The sequence below is a fragment of the Salinimicrobium maris genome, assembly GCF_049680855.1.
Classification (GTDB): Bacteria; Bacteroidota; Bacteroidia; order Flavobacteriales; family Flavobacteriaceae; genus Salinimicrobium.
In genome coordinates this window covers 68826-87637 of record NZ_JBMPGS010000002.1, presented here as the reverse complement: position 1 = coordinate 87637, position 18812 = coordinate 68826, and the positions used below count along the sequence as shown (strand labels likewise).

The following is an 18812-nucleotide window of genomic DNA, read 5'->3' as shown; positions in this document are numbered from 1 at the left end:
TCAAGGGTGGCTTTTTATAATAGATTCTTTTCTGGAGGCCTGGTTCTTTAGGTTTTCTGAAATCTGTAAAAGCCATTTCAACTGCTCCCTTACCAGCTGCACCTCCTGTAACTGACTATTACTCTCATTATTGAACTGCCGCATCAATATTTTTCCTTCCTGAACATGGTTCTTTAGAACCTCTTCATATTTTTCATTGAAGTATTTAGTAGCTTTTAAAAGCGCTTTATCTTGGGGAACTTCCTGTACTTCCCTGTTCTCAAGAAGCTCTACTGCTTCGATAAGATTATGCTGGATTGCCGATATATAAGTTTTAAAATGTGTAGAAGCCTCTGTAGTGGCATGGGTTCTAATAAAAGTTCCCAAGGACGCAACCGCCGACAAAAATTCCTGATTAAGGCCTACAATTTCATAGATCGTTCCCACCTCCTTCTGCTTGGAAAGCGGTTCCTGTGTCATCCTTTGAAATGCAGCATTTAAATTTCCTATTGCTAAAAAGGCCTGTTTTCGTGCAAGTTTATAAGAAGTTGGGATCAATTGTTTCTTCTGGTAATAGTCATTGATCTCTTCCAGATAAGCCGAATTGGCCTTTAAACTTTGTTCAATGAAATTTTTTATTCCGCGGTATTCCCAGGAAGGCCATAAAAACGAATTTGCTAAAAAGGCAAGCGCCGCACCCAGCAAAGTATCCATTACTCGAAACTGTATGACCTTGAAAGGATCTGGGGTAATTAAACTGTAAAGTAGTACAATATTGATCGTAATAAAGATTGCCGATGCCCTGTAGTTTCGCTGGAGAGTGGCAAGAGCAAAAATGAGCATGATGACAGAAAGAACGCCAAAGAAAATAACATTTTGAGTGACCATTACAATGCTCACTGCGATCGCTGCCCCTATAAAGGTTCCTAAAAGCCGTTGTTTAGAACGTTCCCTGGTCAAAGAATAACCGGGTCTCATGATTACGAGGCTGGTAAGCAATATCCAGTACGTATTTTGAAGTTCAAAATAAAAACCTATAAGATAACCTGCTACAACAACTATAGCCAGACGTAGTGAATGCCTGAAGATAGGTGAATTAAAATCCAGATTGTCCTGCAAGGTTTTAAAATTGTATTCCCGGCCGGTGATAAACTTCACCGCCTCCTTTTGTTTCATTGTTAAGTCTTCTCCAACTGTAAGATCCTGCATGAGACGGGAAATGGAAATAATTTTTTCCTGCTGCTTTTCTTTAAAGTCGATCATGTTTTGAAGCACCAAAAATGCATGTGCCGCCTTAGGGTCTTCACTTTCCTTTTCACAAACATTCATAGAGGTAATCGCTCTTAAGCGGAATGTCTCCAGCGCCGGATTAGCGTGAAATTTTCTAGAATTTCCTATAGCTTCGGCAATTAACTGCAACTCACCTGCCATTAAAAAGCTCCAGTCCTTTAAAACCTGAAGCGCTTCTTTTCTTTGACTAAACACCCGTGACATCTGCTCATAATTCACAGGATTTGCCATGCTAAGCTCTAGAATGTCCACCAGCTCAATAAAGATCAACATTTTCTTCCTGGCATCTCCAGATCTTCCCGATTTTATCCGCCGGGAGATGACAAGTTCACGAATCATTTCGTGTTTTTCGTTGATCCTGGATTGCAGGGTGGAAAGTTCATTTTTGAGTCTTTGCCTTTCCTCTTCGGAAGCATCCAATAACGCTGCCCGAACTTTGAGATATTCTGAAGTAAGACTGAAACCTTCTGATAAAAGTTCTTCTGTAGGTTTCCTGGGGTTCATAAGATAATACAGCATGGAAAAAACCAGGTACCAGATTCCGCCGGCACCAATCCAAAGGGCGTGAATGAACATTGTCTCTCCTTCCGGGATCCTCACCATACTTAAAACCACAGCAAACATCCCCGAAAAAGCGATTAAAGAAGCCCTGAAGCCGTAAACAGCCATAATAGATATGGAGAACATAAGAAAACCAAGAACAGGCACGAATAAATAAATATTCTGCCGGGCATAGCCTGCAATTATTGTAGTAAGAATCGCAAGAAGAATAGCCAGAAAAACACCTGAAAATCTCCGTTTAAAACTCCCCGGGACATCACTGGGGGAAGCCAGCAACGCACCAATAGCCATTGCAATTCCCACACTTACGTCCCCAAAGTAATTTGCTGCACCCAAAGCAGTAACAGCTGCAAAAGCCATAATCACCCCGCGGGAGAAATCCATGCTTCTAACAAACTTAAGAAAAGTGTCTAGTTGACTGGAGAAATATTGCAAAGTAGCAGTGAGATTAATTAGATAATAAGTTGCAAAGGTACACTCTGTTTTCTTCTGTTCAATAAGCAATGAGGAAAAAGCGGTAGGCAATTAAGTTTAAACAGGCTCATTTAACCATAAATTATGAGTTCCATTTTGGTAGGCGGTGGTTACGGTTGTAATTTTAATCTCAACACAAAAAAGATCCTGATGGGGTCTCAATAAAAATAAATCTTAAGAATAAAACAGACTATGAAAGTATTAATGGTTTTGACTTCTCATGATAAATTAGGAGATACCGGTAAAAAAACAGGTTTTTGGGTAGAGGAATTTGCAGCTCCATATTATATTTTGGCAGACGCAGGAGCCGATATTACACTAGCCTCCCCAAAAGGAGGACAACCTCCAATAGACCCTTCAAGTACTACAGAAGATGCCCAGACTGAAGCTACGAAAAGATTTGATAAAGATGAAGAATTACAGAAAAAACTCGCCAGCACCAAGAAACTTGAATACATAAATGCTTCAGACTTTGACGGTGTTTTTTATCCGGGTGGACACGGCCCACTATGGGATCTTGCAGTAGATCTCAAATCAATTGCCCTTATTGAAGATTTTCATTCCCAAATGAAACCTATGGCATTTGTTTGCCATGCACCCGGAGTGTTGGGTAATGTTGAAGATCATAAGGAGCCTTTAGTAAGAGGAAAAGATGTGACGGGGTTTGCAAATTCCGAAGAAGAAGCGGTAGGCCTGACAGAGGTAGTTCCATTCCTTGTTGAAGATAAAATGAACCAAATGGGCGCCAACTACAGCAAAGGAGAAGACTGGAGTTCTTATGTGCGTATTGATGGAAAGTTAATTACGGGACAAAACCCGGCCTCTTCTGAGGAAGCTGCGCGTGCATTATTGAGAATGTTATAAAATTGAAGTTATGGATAGTTCGGAAAGCAGAAGTGTCAAAAATGTCATTCAGGAGCATGAATCTTCAGGAAAATATTTTGAAGTTGAGGGTTTACGCACTTTTGCTCTCGATTATGGCGATAAAGAAGCAGAAACAGTTTTTTGCATTCACGGCGTTCCAACTTCCTCATTTCTTTACCGGAAAGTCTTAAAATCTCTTGCTAAAAAAGGATATCGTGCCGTATCAGTTGATCTTCCCGGACTTGGACTTTCTGCCAGACCCGAAAATTATGATTATTCATTTCCGAATTTCGCAGATTTTCTTTCAAAAGCCGCAAAAGAACTGAACATTCAAAAATATCATTTGGTGGTACATGACGTTGGCGGACCGGTGGGTTTTGCCCTGGCTGCCAACGAACCCAAAAAGGTCCTTTCCATTACTATTTTAAATACCTGGATTGATGTGGAAAATTTTCAAAAGCCACTGGTGATGCGTCCTTTTGAGAAAAAATTTGTTGGGGAAGCCGAACTAAAAATGATCTCTCATACCACCTGGCCGGTGATGTTCAGTAAAATGGGTGTAAATAGTAATGAGGGAATCCCTTCGGAAGAAATTAATGCTTATGTGGATCTTTTAAAACGCGAAGACGACGGAAAAGCTTTTTTAAAGATCATGAGAAATTTTAACGATTCTGAAGAATTCCAGAAGTTGTGCTATACGGCAGTTCAAAATGTTGATTATCCCGTGCAGGCCGTTTGGGGCGCAGACGATCCTGCTTTGACCCTCGAGAGATACGGCGCCGAAATAAAAGAAGTAGCACGACTTGAAGAAGTGACGGAGTTACCTTCCCGGCATTTTCTTCAGGAAGAAGTCTGGCTTTCCATAGCCGATAAAATTGATGCCATTGCCAAAGCACGAGTTTAAAAATTTACCAGAGGCTAAGAATTTTCAGAGCAAAATAAATGTCCGGAGAAAGCCTCCGGAAATTTATTTTAAAAAGCAGCTCCAAAACCTATTTTTTGGGTGGTGTGGTAGGACGAATTTCTATTTTACTTGGTAATGCCCTGTGGTTCATTTTTAGAAGATCTACTACCAGTTCTCCGATGTCTTCCTTCTGAATTTTCCAAGAATCGGCATCTGACGGAGTGTGATCGTTAAAATGCGTGGCAACAGAGCCCGGCATTATCGTACTCACTTTTATTCCGTAGTTCCTTAGATCAAGCATTACCGCCTGTGTAAATCCTGTAACGCCGAATTTACTTGCATTGTAAGCCGCTCCCCCTGCAAAAAAGTTCGTTCCTGCCAGGCTTGAAATCGTAAAGACGTATCCCTGTGATTGCTTAAGAGCAGGTACCGCAGCTTTTATGCTGTAGAAAACACCTGTAAGATTCGTATCAATGGTTTGCTGCCATTGCTCTGGTGTAAGTTCTTCTATTGAACCAAAATGGCCGATCCCGGCATTTGCCACGAGCACATCAAGTTGTCCCCATTTATTGGCCACTTCCTCTATTGCTTTCTTTTGACTTTCAAAATCGCGTACATCAGCCTGGAGTCCGAAGACTTCTCCTTTTCCTTTAGCACTTATTTCTTTTGCAGCTTTTTCGGCTTCTTCTTTCTTTCGGCTGGTAATTGCCACCTTCATTCCCATTTGGGCGAGCGATTCAGCAATACCATATCCTATTCCTTTGCTTCCGCCGGTGACAAAAGCAACTTTTGCATCTAAATTTTCCATTTTAAATTGTTTTAATATAGGTTAAAGCTAACCATTCTCGTATTACTTATAAAAACAGGAGCATTTAAGAATTTGTTAATTGTTTTCTGCTCCTGGAATGTTTAAAAATAATTTCTTCTGAAGCCAAAATCTTTAAAAAATCTAGCTGAAAAAATAAGTTTATTGAATTACCTTTGCAGCCTGAAAACTTGTTCAAAAAAGACATTTTTGAAGAGCAAGTATTATTAACACTTCAAAAAACAGCTGCTTTGGAAAATCAAAAGGCCCAAAAACTTTTAAATAAAATTCAACGTGATCTTTTACGCAATGGTATTGTCACCAACACACTTGTTGAAGATCTAAAAGACCTTAGGCCATATGCTGTTGAAGAGAAAAATCCGCTTCTTGCTAAAGTAATCCGTCTCACTTATGAACACGTGGAAACTTATGGAACATTTGCTATCGCCATCCCACAAGATGAACCTGTTGAAGGTTTTGAAGAAGAGGAAGATGTTCAGGAAAATGAAGTAGACCCACAGGAAAGCCTCGATTATCTGCTTTCTCTGATGGCTGAACCTCATAACAAAGTGAACGCTTTGGAATTGAGAGAATACAGCAATGCTTTGATCGCGTACGCCGAAGAAAATTAAACAGGTTTTTAAGTACTTGGCCTGATGTTTGAAATTATGGAGGTTAAAAAGGCATCTGTATTAATGAAGAAGAAAGAATCCAGGAAAAATAATTCCTCTTCCCGAAAACCACGTTGGAAATTACTCCATCAATATTATAATTACACCGGTTTTTACACTTTTGTGGGCTCCAGCCTTCGAAAAGCGATTATTCCAATTCTTTTATTTGTCGCCATTTTATTAGGTGTAAATGAATACGTGATTAATCTCAATGATATTCTTGTCAACGTTACTAAAACTTATTCGCCGGTAGGAATTCTTTCCGTATTTTTTGTTTCAGAATCTCTTTTAGGTCTTATTCCTCCCGAACTTTTTATTGCCTGGGCTGGAAAATCAACCTCTCCCGTACTATTTTTGACACTGCTGGCTATCGCATCTTATTTGGGTGGGGTGGTTTCTTATTTTATGGGTCGGGCTATTACCAAAATACCTTCTGTGCATATCTACATGGAAGAGAAAATGGCAAAACACATTAAAATGATCAGGAAATGGGGTGGTTTTCTCATAATCGTGGGGGCTTTGCTTCCAATTCCTTTTGCGATCACCAGTGTCGCCGCCGGGATTATTAAATTCAGGTTTCTCTCTTACCTATTATTTGGACTGTTGAGGTTTGTACGCTTTTATGCTTATGCTCTCGTGATCTTTGAAATGGTATAACCTTCAAAAATGGCATTTTCAGAGGGAATTATATTCTGAAGACTTTCTGCTGAATCATCCTATTTTCGCTAAATTTGAGTGACCGTTTAAATTTCTTCGGTCAGGAAAAGTTTAGCCCAATGCCACACAATCATGACCACCATCACTCCGGAAAGAACCTAAAGCTTGCGTTCTTCCTGAATTTAATTTTCACCATTTTTGAAATCATCGGCGGATTGTATGTAAATAGTGTTGCAATTCTTTCTGATGCCATTCATGACCTGGGAGACAGTTTGTCCCTGGGAACTTCCTGGTACCTTCAGAAGAAGTCTGAAAAAAGTGGCAATAACAAATTTTCCTTTGGCTACAAACGGTTTTCCCTTCTTGGTGCGCTCATAAACAGCATTGTTCTAATAGGAGGTTCAGTTTATGTGGTCATAGAAGCCGTAAAAAGAATTATGGCTCCCGAACCTTCAGATGCTCAGGGAATGGTAATTTTCGCCATTGTAGGTGTGGCGGTGAACGGTTATGCAGCATATAAACTTTCCGGCGGAAAATCAATGAACGAAAAGGTGGTCTCATTGCACCTTTTGGAAGATGTTCTTGGATGGGTTGCAGTACTGGTAGTAGCCATTATCCTCCTTTTTACAGACCTTTACATCCTTGATCCTATACTTTCCCTGCTCATTACCATTTATATTCTTTGGGGAGTTTTTAATAGGTTAAAGGAAACGCTGTTCATTTTTTTACAGGGAGTTCCCAAAGATATCAACCTGAAAGAACTTAAAGATAGGCTACTCACTGTAGATAATATCTCTTCGCTCCACCACACGCACGTCTGGTCACAGGAAGGAGACAGTCATGTTTTTACAACTCATATCAAACTGAAAAACATTCACAGCTTTCAGCAACTTCTAGATGTAAAAAAAGAAGTAAAGAAAAGATTAAAAGACTATCATTTTGACCACTACACGATCGAAACTGAACTGGATACTGAAACCTGTGAACTTCAGAAAAAGCAATAAAACTTACCTGACCTGGGTAAACCTGATGCCAAGTTCTTTTTCAATTTCCCGCAGTTTTTTGAGCTCATATTGATTCACAAGAGCCAACGAAGTACCGGTATTTCCAGCTCTCGCTGTACGACCGCTGCGATGCGTGTAATATTCGGTTTGTTCTGGCATTTGATAATGCACCACAAAAGCAAGGTTGGCAACATCAATTCCGCGGGCGGCAACATCTGTAGAAACCAGTAGGCGCAGTGATTTATTTTTAAAAGCGCGCATTACTTTATCTCGCTCCTTCTGTAACATATCACCTTCCAAAAGTCCCACTTCATAATTCTTTGCGGCCAGCTGCTTTGAAAGTGTGCGTGCGGTAGCTTTAGTTTTGGTGAAAATAATTCCTCTTTGATGCTTCCCGACTGATTTTAGATAATATGCAAGGGTATCCAGTTTTCCGTTATCATCTTGCATAACAAATTTATGTTCAATGCCAGTGTTCACAGCGTCAGCTTTATCAATGCTTACGCGCCTTACATTCTTCCCTACATATCTATTGATGATCTCGTTCAATTCCTGAGGAATGGTCGCTGAAAAAAGCCAAACGCTCCTGTTTCCTTTAGTAGCATCCAGAATTGTGGTAAGGTCTTTTTTAAAACCCATACTCAGCATTTCATCGGCTTCATCAAGAACAAGGGTGTTAATATGAGAAATATCCACTGCTTTTCTTTGGAGCAAATCCACGAGTCGCCCGGGGGTGGCCACCACAATTTGTGTGGGGCGTTTTAATTTACTTATCTGGATATCTATTTTCTCTCCACCATATACGGCTTCAGTAAAAATCTTGTTGGTATATTTTGTGAATTTAAAAAGTTGTTTTGCAATCTGCTGCCCAAGTTCCCGTGTAGGCGCAAGAATTAAAGCCTGTACCTCATCTTTTTCTGGATTGATCTGCGCGAGTAAAGGCAATCCAAAAGCAGCAGTTTTTCCGGTTCCGGTTTGTGCCTGTCCAACAAAATCAATAGTTCCTTCAGAAAGTATAGGAATAGAAGCTTCCTGTATTTTAGTGGGAGTATTTATTCCCATTTCTTTTAATCCCTTAATAATCTCTTCTGAAACTCCTAATTCCTTAAATGTCATACCTAAAAATTTGCTGCGAAGATAATCTTATTCCTTTCCGTAGAAGTAAAATAACGGAATATAATTTATGAAGAATTCCGCATTTTTCACATCTCTTTCAAAATTATTAAGAACTCATGAAAACCGCTGTTAAACTGAAGCTAAACCTCTAAAAACAGCAATTCCAGCCTACATTTTTAAGTAACTTTCCATTATAACCAAAAAGAAATATTATGTTAACGATTATATTGAACATTCTTTTACCACCGCTTTCAGTTTATTTGAACCACGGGCTGGGAACCACTTTTTTAATTAGCCTTGTACTTACCATTATTGGCTGGTTGCCAGGTGTGATCCATGCTTTTATTGTGAATTAAGAGAAAACGAAATAAAAAGGAAAGGGAGCTAAAAATTTAGCTCCCTTTTTTATAAAATAACTCTTACTATATCTCATTTTCTTTCTTCTCCTCTAATGTTTGTTGCCACTTCCATGCGCTTGCCAGTGCATCATCAAGAGTAAAATCTGCTTTCCATTTAAGTACATCGTTTGCTTTAGATGTATCGGCGTAAGCTGCGACCACATCTCCTTCTCTCCTATCGGTAATTTTATAGGGTAATTCTTCTCCTGAAACTTTTTCAAAGGATTTAATCACTTCGAGCACCGAATTTCCTGTACCGGTTCCCAAATTGAAAACTTCGTAATTGCTGCTTTGCTCTTCTTCAAGAAGCCGCTCCAATGCAATAACGTGTGCACGCGCAAGATCCATCACATGAATATAATCGCGAATGCAGGTACCATCTGGCGTTGGATAATCATCACCAAAAACCGATAATTGCTTTCTCTTTCCTGCGGCTGTTTGAGTAATAAATGGAATTAAATTTTGTGGGGTACCAATTGGAAGTTCCCCAATATTTGCTGTGGGATGCGCTCCAATAGGGTTAAAGTATCTAAGTGAAATCGCACTGAGGTTATCATTTACTTTGCAGGTGTCTTTTATTATCTCCTCTCCTATTTGCTTGGTATTTCCGTAAGGGGATTCTGCTTTCTTAACAGGGGCAGATTCAGTAATAGGCAGCTCATCTGCCTGGCCATATACGGTACACGAAGAGCTAAAAATAAACTTTGCACGGTCCTTTTCTTTTAATTGCTGAAGAAGGTATACCAGCGTATTAATATTGTTTTCGTAGTAAAGTAGAGGGTTTTCAACGCTTTCCCCCACGGCCTTTGATGCAGCAAAATGAATAACGGCATCAATATCTGAATACTTCTCGAAAAACTTTTTTACCGCAACCTTGTCCCTAAGATCAATGTTCTCAAAATCTGGTGAGGACTTGGTGATCTTGGTAATTCCTCCAAGAACGCTAAGCGAAGAATTGGAAAGGTTATCAATAACTACTACTTCATATCCCTTTTCCTGTAGAGCCACCACCGTATGAGAACCTATAAAACCAAGACCGCCGGTAACCAGTATTTTTTTACTCATCTTTTACATTTTGATAGAACCTGCAAATTAATAAATTACTTGGTCTTTACTTCAGCGTATTCTTTAAATACCTCAGTTTTTTTTCATCATTTCGACGTCTTTTTACAAAAAAACATTTTCAGAAAATAGCATAAGCCGACTTAATAAAACTGTCAAAAGATGCATCTAAATTTCACTCAAAAAGAGCAAAAACAAGGCATATTTTTCAGCATATAAGAAGTATATTTGCAGCATAAAAATTAATAGACTATGACACTGAATCAACAGGTTAGAATCTTCAAATGGATCAGTATATTAGAGGGGTTATCTTTTTTACTTCTTCTGTTTATTGCAATGCCTTTAAAATATATATGGGATCTTCCTCAAATGGTACAGGTTACGGGAATGTTTCATGGTATTCTCTTCGTAGCATATATAATGGGTGCGGTATACTTTTACAAACCGCTTAACTGGAACATGAAAACCTTTCTTATTGTTTGCCTTAGTTCTGTACTTCCCTTTGGACCATTTTACGTGGAAAAAAAGTATTTATAAGTGATGCTTAACGATGGTGAAAATCTCACTTCCCTCCTGACCGATTATCTGGCAGAGACAGGCATGAATGAAACCATGGCTCATATAACCAGTATGGCCATAAGCGTAGCGGTGCTTTTTTTATTACTTTTTGTAATTCAACTTATTACGAAAAAAGTAGTAATCCGCATGTTTGAAGCTTTTTCCAATAAGACGGTTACCACATTTGATGATTTTCTTGTTAAAAGTAATTTTCCAAGATTTGTAAGCAATATTTTGCCCTTACTCCTGGTGATGGTTACTGTGCCGCTAATATTCGCCGGATACGACCGTTTTCTTGGCATTTTTGAATCCCTGGTGAATGTTTACATCATCATCCTTTCGGTGCTCATCATCCGTAGTATCTTAAGAACCTCCAAGAATTACCTCAAAACCAGGGAGGAGTTTATGGACAAACCCATTGAAAGTTATATCCAGGTAATGATGATCTTTCTTTGGATTATTGGATTTGTTTTCATTTTTTCTGAAATCTTCAATAAATCTGTTCTTAATTTCCTCTTTTCTCTGGGTGCAGCCTCGGCCATCATCCTACTTATCTTTAAGGATACTATATTAGGATTTGTTGCTTCTATACAGGTTTCAGTAAATGATATTGTACGAATTGGGGACTGGATCACCTTTAGTAAATATGGAGCAGACGGTTTTGTCACCGAAATAAATCTTGCTACCGTACGTGTCCAGAACTGGGATAAAACCTTCACCACCATTCCAACCTATAACCTCATCGCCGATTCATTTCAAAACTGGCGTGGAATGCAGGAATCGCCCGGAAGAAGGATTAAACGTTCTCTTTTTATAAAACAAAATTCTATACGCTTTATCTCTTCTGAAGATATTGAAAAATTTCAAAAATTTCAGTTAATCGCACCATATATAAAAGAGCGGCAACTGGAGATCGAAGATTTTAACAAGCACCACAACTTCGACCGCTCGACCGTTATAAATGGCAGAAACCAGACGAATTTAGGTGTTTTCAGAAAGTATGTAGATGCCTATTTGCATAAACATCCCCATGTTAGCAAAGAACTTACTATTATGGTGCGGCATCTCGCTCCCACTACGCAGGGAATTCCGCTGGAAATCTATTGTTTTAGTACCGAAAAGGCTTGGGAAGTTTACGAACAGATCACTGCAGATATTTTTGACCATCTCATTGCTGCGATTCCATATTTTGATCTTCAGTTATTCGAATCGCCTTCCGGAGATGATATTATAAAGTCAATTGCTGTTATGAAAAAGGAAAGCAATTTACCTGAAACAAAAAAAGAGGCTTAAAAGCCCCTTTTTGGATAGCTATTTATAACAACTTACCTCAGCTCATAATCGTCATCCCTGTCTCGAGTACGTGTTGGACGCGTTATATGAGAACGATGAGTATCGTCTCTGCGGTCATAGTCCCCATCCCTGTCATAGGGTTCGTGAACATAATGAGTATTGGCGTAATCATGACGCAGACTTTTCACTCCGGCGTATCCACCTGCCGCAGCTACGATAAGTCCAAGAATAAGTGCAATTGCCAGGTAAAGTGCTGCATCGGCAATTGCATCGGCAATATTACCTGCCGTTTGATTAGCCTGATCTTTCGCATTCTGAAGGAATTCTTCGGCTTGTTGACGTAGGTTTTCATATTGAATCAGGTAGTTATCTACAGCTCTTTCGGCTTCGGCTTCAGACATATCTGTGCGTTCGGTAAGCACGTTTACAAGCGCCTGCTTGTCAACAGCCTCAAATGTTCCCTGGAATTCATTTCTTGCTTCGTTAAAAATCTGTTCCACCTGGTTGTCAATTTTTCCGGGTTGTCTTGCTGAAGTTCTTGCTGCCTCTCTTGCTTCCGAAGTCATTTCGTTAGCCTGTCTTTGCAGTAAATCTGGATCAAGGCTGTCTTTTTGAGTATCCTCCAAAAGTGCATAGAATTGTTCTTTTGCCTGTTGAAGGGAAATATTCAAGCCTTCGTTTTGCTGCTGCCTTTGCTGCTGTATTTGTTCCTGGTTCTGGTTTTCACTGCCACCACCAATATTTCCTATGGCCTGTCCTGTTGTTGAAATGACACTACCTACAGCATTTCCTACCCCGGAAACTATACTGCCTACAGCAGAGGTTACAAGCCAAGCTGAAATAAATGTATACAGCGCCCAGGTCATAATTCCCTGGATCATCCCACTTTTATTGGAAAAAGAAACACCTACACGTGCTGCCACATAACCACCCAGAAACAATGCTATTAGACAACTTATGATCCACCAGATAAGACTGCCGGTGCCAAGACCACTTAAAGGATTGCTCTCTTCTGTAGGTTCAATACTGCCAAATCCTATAGCCAGCCCAATAAGATTTAAAAGGAGCATTGTTGCAAGAATGGTTACCACACCTGCAAAAATTGCTCTCCAGGAAATGCCTTTTCGGGGTACTGCGTTGTAGGAGTTCAAATGATTAACATCTTTCATTAGTTAGGTTTTTATGTTTAACCACATACAATAGCTAAACGGTTAGTACACTTAAAGTTATAGGATAAATAGTGGATATTTCTTAAAATTTTGTAAAGCTTGTTGCTTCCCCTTACGTTTGTTGACCATGTTTAACATCTTCTAGATTCACCTTATTATTTTCTTTAGAAAAATGCTCTTTAGACTTGGTTTTTTAGCCTTAATTAGTGGGCATCAAAAATGGCTTTTTTGGCGCCTGTTTTGAGCGAGTTTAATATTCGGACGGTAATCCTAACATTCTATTAGGAATCGATACTATTTATAATTGGTATTTTAGGGAGCAAACATTTAATAATGCTTCAGGAAAATGAAATCCGCCCAACAAGAAATCTCTCAGAATCATTCGAAAGATTTTATGACAATCTCATTGATCAGCTCCCTGGTATAGCAATAGGCCTGCTCATCATAGTATTGGGAGTTTTAATAGGTACCTATATTGGCCGCTTTGCAACACGAAGAATCTCAAAAAGAACCAAAGACCCTTTGATGAGCCGCTTTTTGGGAAAAACCATCAGGTTTGGTTTTATTATTATAGCCATCATGCTGGGGTTAAGAGCTGCAGGACTCGGCGGGATCGCGACGGCAATACTTACTGCTGCTGGTGCCAGTGCCCTGGTGCTGGGGTTTGCCTTTAAGGATATTGGCGAAAATTTTATTGCGGGGATCATCCTCGCCTTTAACCGCCCCTTTAATATTCATGACACAGTAGAAATTGGAGAAAACTTCGGAAAGGTAAAAGGACTGGAATTCCGCTATACAAAATTAAAAACTTTTGATGGAAAAGATGTTTACATACCTAACAGTGATGTGTTAAATGAGCCGGTTACCAATTTTACCGAAGATGGATTTTTTAGATGGGATTTTACGGTTGGGATTGCATATGAAGATAATATTGAAGGTGCCAAAAAGATCATTCTTGAAGTACTTCGAGAGGAACCCACCGTTATTGAGGACATGGAGCATACAAATTTTATCGTTGAGGACGAACTTGCGACCAGCACCATGAACCTGAAAGTCTTCTTTTGGGTAGACACTACAGATTTTAGAAGGTTTGCTCTGGTTACCAAAGGAATTATAATTCGTGAGGTAAAAGAAGCTTTAGAACAAAATGGTTATTACCTCCCAGCCGACATCCAGGAGATCAAATTGTATAACCAGGAGAAAGATTTTCCTGTACGATTATCTAAAGATCCAGAGGAAAGAAAATAGTAAATCTAATCCTGCCGTAAACGATCTTTTACAAACTCAATTTTTGATTTCCCGTGCGGTTTTGCCTTTCCATTTTCATCTAAAGAAACCATCACGATCTTATCTATGGTAATAATACTTTCATGGGTCATCTTATTTCGAACTTCGCAGGTAAGGGTGAGCGAAGCATTTCCAAATTTCACCACATCAATTCCTATTTCCACAATATCTCCCTGCCGCGCAGAACTTTTAAAATCTATTTCACTCATATACTTGGTAACCGTGTGTGGATTTTCAAGCTGAATTATGGAGTATAATGCGGCTTCTTCATCAATCCATTCAAGTATCCTGCCTCCAAAGAGGGAGCCATTCGCGTTCAAATCTTGGGGTTTGATCCATTTCCTTGTATGAAATCTCATGCATATTTTATTTTAAAAACCTGTTATTAATTACTTTTTTTGGAGCTGTACTTTTGAAATGCTTCCTCTACGATAAGATCATGATCAAAAGCAAGCTTCGGAAGTTTTTGTACATCATGCCAGTCTGCAAGCTCGGCATCATCGTTTCCTTTTACTTCAACTTTTTCTTTTAACTCCCCCCAAAATCCGATGCTTACTGTTCGCCCCCGCGGATTACGGTCTGGAATTCCGTAGGCTCTTATTTGTTCCAGGCGCTCCACTTTCAATCCTGTTTCTTCTTCGAGCTCTCTTTTCGCACCATCTTCAAGGGTTTCGTCATCTTTTAAGAAACCTCCCGGCAGCGCCCATAAACCTTTATAAGGATCATATTTGCGCTGAACCAGTAAGAGCTCTGTTCTTTCTCCTTCTGAACGAAAAATAGCACTATCTGCCGTTAATGAAATGTTCTGGTTTGACATATTTTAAAACTTATTTATGTACACGGTTTTAATATTTACAAATTCCCTTATTCCGTGGAAAGAAAGCTCCCGTCCATAACCGGAATTTTTGGTGCCGCCAAAAGGCAGCCGGGGATCACTTTTCACCTTTTCATTGACAAAGACAGCTCCGTCTTCAAATTGAGGAACCAGCCTTTTAGCCTTCTGAAGATCCTCGGTAAAAATTGACACTCCGAGTCCGTATTCAGAATTATTCACAAGTTCTACCGCTTCCTCTTCGGTTTTAAAATTCATGACAGCAATTGCCGGTCCAAAAGTTTCTTCCTTCCATACCGGCATTTCCTGTGTTACATTAGTTATAATGGCCGGCTCCAGGTAAGCTCCTTTCCTCTTTCCCCCTAACAACACTTTTGCCCCCTGCTCTACCGATTCTTTGATTTGCTTTTCAAGATCCTCGGCCAGGTCCTCACGGGCTTGCACCCCTACATAGGTGTCTTTGTTCATGGGGTCACCACTCTGCAAATCTTCAACCTGTTTCTTAAACTTCTTCAGGAATTTTTCTGCAATAGGTTCATGCAGCAACAATCTCTTACCGGCAATACAACTTTGCCCCGTATTTTGAAATCTTGCCTGCACGCAAACCTCTACGGCCTCGTCAATATCTGCATCATCAAAAACGACCAGGGCATTGCTACCACCAAGTTCCAAAACGGTTTTTTTAATTTCATTACCGGCCGTTGCAGCCACAGATTTTCCTGCACCCACGCTTCCCGTTAAAGTGACTGCTTTTACGATTTTATGTTTGATGACTTCCTCTACCTTTTTACTTCCAATAGCGAGATTCTGAAAACTTCCCTTCGGAAAACCTGCTTTTTCAAACACTTTTTGAATATTAAAACCACAGCGCATCACATTGCTCGAATGTTTGAGAACGCCGACATTTCCCGCCATTAAAGCTGGTGCCGCAAATCTGAAAACCTGCCATAAAGGATAATTCCACGGCATTACAGCCAGCACAACCCCTAGGGGTTCATAACTTATATAACTTTTATAAGCATCGGTCTCTATTTCTTCAGATTCAAGATGATCTTCGGCATTTTCGGCATAATAATTACAGACCCAGGCACATTTTTCAACTTCGGCGAGGGATTGTGTAATGGGTTTTCCCATTTCTGCCGTGATAGCTTCAGCATATTCCTTATTATTGTTCCGAAGTTCTTTTGCTGCTTTTTTCATAAGCTTCGATCTTTCAGAAAAGTCGGTTTTTTTCCACTTTTTGAAACAGTTGTCTGCAATTATTAAGGCCTCATCTATTTCAGAAGAAGATAATTCCTCAAAGTTTTCCAGTTCTTTTCCCGTATATGGATTTTTTGAAGTGATCATAGAATTCAAGTTTTTCTAAAGGTAAAAAGAAGGCTGCAGGTTTGAAAAAACATTAAGGTTCTTTAACGCTACGCTCCTGTTGTTTATAACTCCTTAATAAGAATGGCAGCTTTTCAATTTTGCAGGCATTGAATATGCTATCTTTAGGAAAACAGCTGTCATGAAAGATCGAAAGCAACATTTAATTGAAATGCGCCCAGACATTCCTTCTGCCCTTTTAACTGATAGGATGGGAGCAGAAGAATTTTTTCAGAACAAGACTTTAAGGCCGGTTATTAAATTGCAGCGGGAATTGTTGATAGAGGCTTTTAAGAACTACACCCGGAAGCATAAAAATGCTTTTTTAAAGCTTTCAATTGAGAAGCGCCTTCTTTATATAGAGAATGCTATTCAGAAAGATATAAAATTCAGAAACAGCCTTAAAGGAATGATTATAGGGATGTTTACAGTAGAAGAATATGTGCTTTATACAGAAAACTCTTCTGCTTTGAATAAGCGTATGATGAAGCTGGTCAAGAATTCGCTTCAGGATAACATTCAGTTGCTAGAAAGTGATATGGTATGTGAGCAAACCTAAGAGAATAGTAATTGCAAAGCTCATCAAGGTTCCAATAAGAACATACTCTGTCTGCTTTCTTGCGCCTGTTTCTGTTTTATCACTAAATCTAAGAATTGATTTTGCGGCGATTAAAAATCCTATGGCAGAAAAATACCCCGTAAGAATAAAGGTAAGTACCAGGATGCGCTCAAAAATGCCAATGTACAGCCCTGCATCCTGAAGCCCCGTTCTCTCTTCTACATCACTAATTTCATTTTGCCAACGGGCAGTTGCTTTTCCTATAATAAAACCCACCGGAAAAATGACAAATAAATAAGCTGAAATAATAAGAAGTAGACGCTCAGAATTCATGATCCCCGTCAAAAATGGAAGTACATCTGAAGTGTAATCTGCCAAAACCAGCCATACCATCAAAATGACCACCATGTGAAAAAATTGATCTAAAAGAAAGATCTTGAGATTGTCTTTTTTCTGTTGAAGTTTCCACCAGTCAATCAAAAAGTGGCTCACACTTATCACCACAGGCACGAGCCATAAATGCCATTTTTGAAGCAATAAATAAGTGAGCAGCCCTGCAATGATTGAATGCACATATAAGTATCCTGAAGTGGCTTTTCGCTCTCTTTTGTGCTCGACCCAGGAAGTTGGCTGCAGCACAAAATCTGTTAAAATATGAGCCAGCAATAACTGTATAAGGATGAGAAGAGGACTATTCATGGGCGAAGCTTCTTATTCATAACATTTTCATACCTTTCAACCAATTTTGCAATAGCTTCCCAGCCCGAAGCTTTTTTGCGTTGATTTACTGCCGACTGGCTGATTTTTAATTTTTCCGCTATTTCTCTTTCCTTCAATCCCTGCATTAAGTAATAAACCACCTCTGCAGAAGCCGTACTCCATTTTTCCATTAAAAGATCCATTAAAAAGAAACTTGTATTGAACTCTTCATTAATGTCCTCATCAATGGTTTTTATTTTTGTACGCTGTGTTTCCGACTTCATTCCATCTAAGGTCCTACCGGAAAACTGGAATGCCTGCCCGTTTGATTCTGCAATAGAATCCCGCTGAAGATCTAATGATCCAATCCCCAGCGCCAAGTTGAAGTCGGCCAACTTAGATAATGCTCTGCCCGAAGACGTTTCACGGGAGGGAATTTGATTGACAGCTGTTTTTATTTGCAGTGCCATACGTAATGCCCATTTAGGATCTTGAATAATACCCTGAAAACTATCTCCCCGGTAAATCTCGAACTGCACATTTTTGATCCCATGCTCTTGCTGGATTTTCTTAAATTCTGACTGTAGCGTGTTTAACACACTGTTCAAAAATTCTTCTTCATAGAGAGATGAATCAACAAGATCTGCTGTAATAATGGCTACCATTCTTCAAATATAGAAAAATAAGTTTAAAAACTTATTATTTATTAATATAAGCTTAAAAACTTATAATTGAAATGAAGTGGATATTAAACTTTTCCTAATTGTTCTTTATTCCCAGGCTCGTTCAATAAATTTATAAAAAACGATAACATGAGCATTAATAAGGAAGAATTATTCAACAAATGTCTTGATTCTGTCAATGAACAAATTGAAAAATACCGCGGTAAAATGGATGAAATAAGCGGCCAGAATGAAGAAAGTAAAATGCATCCAGATTTTGATGAATACGGCAACAAAGGAGAGATGCTTACCAATTATGAAAAAAATGCGGGTTACCTGGACAATGCGCGCGAAATGAAGGAAACTCTAGCTAACCTGGACCGTAATCATATTAGCGAAACCGTACGTCCCGGCAGCCTGGTAGAAACAAAAAAAGGATTCTACTATATCTCAGTACCCTTAGGTCAAATAGATTTAGAAGATGGTACAAGTGTTTATGCAATATCCACAGATGCGCCTATTTATGAACACCTGGAAGGCAAGAAAGCCGGAGACGAGTTCACATTTAAAGATGACAAAATAGAAGTTGTAAAGGTGTATTAG

Annotated in this window: 21 protein-coding genes; 11 read left to right on the top strand and 10 right to left on the bottom strand. The window is 39.3% G+C overall.

Features of this window, described 5'->3' with window-relative positions:
* Window positions 1-2214 (bottom strand): FUSC family protein, encoded by a 2214-nt coding sequence (locus tag ACOV1Q_RS06005; protein WP_424493485.1) that lies wholly within the window; start codon window positions 2212-2214, stop codon window positions 1-3.
* Between the two features lie 282 nt (window positions 2215-2496).
* Here ACOV1Q_RS06005 and ACOV1Q_RS06000 point away from each other — a divergent pair, with 282 nt between their 5' ends.
* Together ACOV1Q_RS06000 and ACOV1Q_RS05995 are read left to right on the top strand one after the other, a co-directional pair.
* On the top strand, window positions 2497-3168 hold the full coding sequence (locus tag ACOV1Q_RS06000; protein WP_424493484.1) for a type 1 glutamine amidotransferase domain-containing protein: 672 nt from the start codon (window positions 2497-2499) through the stop codon (window positions 3166-3168).
* A 10-nt stretch (window positions 3169-3178) separates the two neighbouring features.
* Window positions 3179-4072, top strand: coding sequence for an alpha/beta fold hydrolase (locus tag ACOV1Q_RS05995; protein WP_424493483.1), 894 nt, complete (start codon window positions 3179-3181; stop codon window positions 4070-4072).
* 88 nt (window positions 4073-4160) lie between these two features.
* Here the strand turns inward: ACOV1Q_RS05995 and ACOV1Q_RS05990 are convergent, their stop codons facing one another.
* Window positions 4161-4880, bottom strand: coding sequence for an SDR family oxidoreductase (locus ACOV1Q_RS05990; RefSeq protein ID WP_424493482.1), 720 nt, complete (start codon window positions 4878-4880; stop codon window positions 4161-4163).
* 248 nt (window positions 4881-5128) lie between these two features.
* Here ACOV1Q_RS05990 and ACOV1Q_RS05985 point away from each other — a divergent pair, with 248 nt between their 5' ends.
* From ACOV1Q_RS05985 to ACOV1Q_RS05975, 3 genes are all read left to right on the top strand, one after another.
* Entirely contained in the window at window positions 5129-5509 is a 381-nt protein-coding gene (locus ACOV1Q_RS05985) for a hypothetical protein (RefSeq protein ID WP_424493481.1), read from the top strand.
* Between the two features lie 63 nt (window positions 5510-5572).
* A complete protein-coding gene (locus tag ACOV1Q_RS05980) occupies window positions 5573-6205 on the top strand; it encodes a YqaA family protein (RefSeq protein ID WP_424493480.1) in 633 nt (210 codons plus the stop codon).
* A 74-nt stretch (window positions 6206-6279) separates the two neighbouring features.
* Window positions 6280-7209, top strand: coding sequence for a cation diffusion facilitator family transporter (locus ACOV1Q_RS05975; RefSeq protein ID WP_489686610.1), 930 nt, complete (start codon window positions 6280-6282; stop codon window positions 7207-7209).
* 3 nt (window positions 7210-7212) lie between these two features.
* On the opposite strand, the gene ACOV1Q_RS05970 is transcribed toward ACOV1Q_RS05975, so the two are convergent.
* Window positions 7213-8325 carry a DEAD/DEAH box helicase gene (locus ACOV1Q_RS05970; protein WP_424493479.1) on the bottom strand — a complete coding sequence of 371 codons (1113 nt, stop codon included), beginning with the start codon at window positions 8323-8325 and terminating at the stop codon, window positions 7213-7215.
* A gap of 212 nt (window positions 8326-8537) precedes the next feature.
* Here ACOV1Q_RS05970 and ACOV1Q_RS05965 point away from each other — a divergent pair, with 212 nt between their 5' ends.
* Window positions 8538-8681, top strand: a complete 144-nt coding sequence (locus tag ACOV1Q_RS05965; RefSeq protein ID WP_424493478.1) for a YqaE/Pmp3 family membrane protein — start codon at window positions 8538-8540, stop codon at window positions 8679-8681.
* 66 nt (window positions 8682-8747) lie between these two features.
* Here ACOV1Q_RS05965 and galE read toward each other — a convergent pair whose 3' ends face one another.
* The gene (galE, locus tag ACOV1Q_RS05960) at window positions 8748-9788 is read right to left on the bottom strand and encodes a UDP-glucose 4-epimerase GalE (RefSeq protein WP_424493477.1); all 1041 of its coding nucleotides are present in this window, start codon (window positions 9786-9788) and stop codon (window positions 8748-8750) included.
* 249 nt (window positions 9789-10037) lie between these two features.
* Here galE and ACOV1Q_RS05955 point away from each other — a divergent pair, with 249 nt between their 5' ends.
* Window positions 10038-10322: a DUF3817 domain-containing protein gene (locus ACOV1Q_RS05955; RefSeq protein ID WP_424493476.1), complete on the top strand. Its 285-nt coding sequence runs from the start codon at window positions 10038-10040 to the stop codon at window positions 10320-10322.
* Between the two features lie 3 nt (window positions 10323-10325).
* Window positions 10326-11636 carry a mechanosensitive ion channel family protein gene (locus ACOV1Q_RS05950; RefSeq protein WP_424494308.1) on the top strand — a complete coding sequence of 437 codons (1311 nt, stop codon included), beginning with the start codon at window positions 10326-10328 and terminating at the stop codon, window positions 11634-11636.
* 32 nt (window positions 11637-11668) lie between these two features.
* Here the strand turns inward: ACOV1Q_RS05950 and ACOV1Q_RS05945 are convergent, their stop codons facing one another.
* Window positions 11669-12805, bottom strand: coding sequence for an MFS transporter (locus ACOV1Q_RS05945; RefSeq protein ID WP_424493475.1), 1137 nt, complete (start codon window positions 12803-12805; stop codon window positions 11669-11671).
* Between the two features lie 333 nt (window positions 12806-13138).
* On the opposite strand from ACOV1Q_RS05945, the gene ACOV1Q_RS05940 reads away from it, so the two are divergent.
* Window positions 13139-14053: a mechanosensitive ion channel family protein gene (locus tag ACOV1Q_RS05940; protein WP_424493474.1), complete on the top strand. Its 915-nt coding sequence runs from the start codon at window positions 13139-13141 to the stop codon at window positions 14051-14053.
* A gap of 5 nt (window positions 14054-14058) precedes the next feature.
* Here the strand turns inward: ACOV1Q_RS05940 and ACOV1Q_RS05935 are convergent, their stop codons facing one another.
* From ACOV1Q_RS05935 to ACOV1Q_RS05925, 3 genes are read right to left on the bottom strand one after another with little or no spacing between them, the layout of a single operon-like run.
* The gene (locus ACOV1Q_RS05935; protein ID WP_424493473.1) at window positions 14059-14451 is read right to left on the bottom strand and encodes an acyl-CoA thioesterase; all 393 of its coding nucleotides are present in this window, start codon (window positions 14449-14451) and stop codon (window positions 14059-14061) included.
* 26 nt (window positions 14452-14477) lie between these two features.
* On the bottom strand, window positions 14478-14909 hold the full coding sequence (locus ACOV1Q_RS05930; protein WP_424493472.1) for an NUDIX domain-containing protein: 432 nt from the start codon (window positions 14907-14909) through the stop codon (window positions 14478-14480).
* A gap of 3 nt (window positions 14910-14912) precedes the next feature.
* Window positions 14913-16271 carry an NAD-dependent succinate-semialdehyde dehydrogenase gene (locus ACOV1Q_RS05925; RefSeq protein ID WP_424493471.1) on the bottom strand — a complete coding sequence of 453 codons (1359 nt, stop codon included), beginning with the start codon at window positions 16269-16271 and terminating at the stop codon, window positions 14913-14915.
* 160 nt (window positions 16272-16431) lie between these two features.
* On the opposite strand from ACOV1Q_RS05925, the gene ACOV1Q_RS05920 reads away from it, so the two are divergent.
* Window positions 16432-16848: a glyoxalase gene (locus ACOV1Q_RS05920; RefSeq protein WP_424493470.1), complete on the top strand. Its 417-nt coding sequence runs from the start codon at window positions 16432-16434 to the stop codon at window positions 16846-16848.
* Here the strand turns inward: ACOV1Q_RS05920 and ACOV1Q_RS05915 are convergent.
* Together ACOV1Q_RS05915 and ACOV1Q_RS05910 are read right to left on the bottom strand one after the other, a co-directional pair.
* Window positions 16816-17547, bottom strand: a complete 732-nt coding sequence (locus ACOV1Q_RS05915; protein WP_424493469.1) for a DUF3307 domain-containing protein — start codon at window positions 17545-17547, stop codon at window positions 16816-16818. The two genes, ACOV1Q_RS05920 and ACOV1Q_RS05915, sit on opposite strands and share 33 nt — an antisense overlap.
* A complete protein-coding gene (locus ACOV1Q_RS05910; RefSeq protein WP_424493468.1) occupies window positions 17544-18212 on the bottom strand; it encodes a hypothetical protein in 669 nt (222 codons plus the stop codon). The genes ACOV1Q_RS05915 and ACOV1Q_RS05910 overlap by 4 nt, the downstream gene beginning before the upstream one ends.
* 147 nt (window positions 18213-18359) lie before the next feature.
* Here ACOV1Q_RS05910 and ACOV1Q_RS05905 point away from each other — a divergent pair, with 147 nt between their 5' ends.
* Entirely contained in the window at window positions 18360-18812 is a 453-nt protein-coding gene (locus tag ACOV1Q_RS05905) for a transcription elongation factor (RefSeq protein WP_424493467.1), read from the top strand.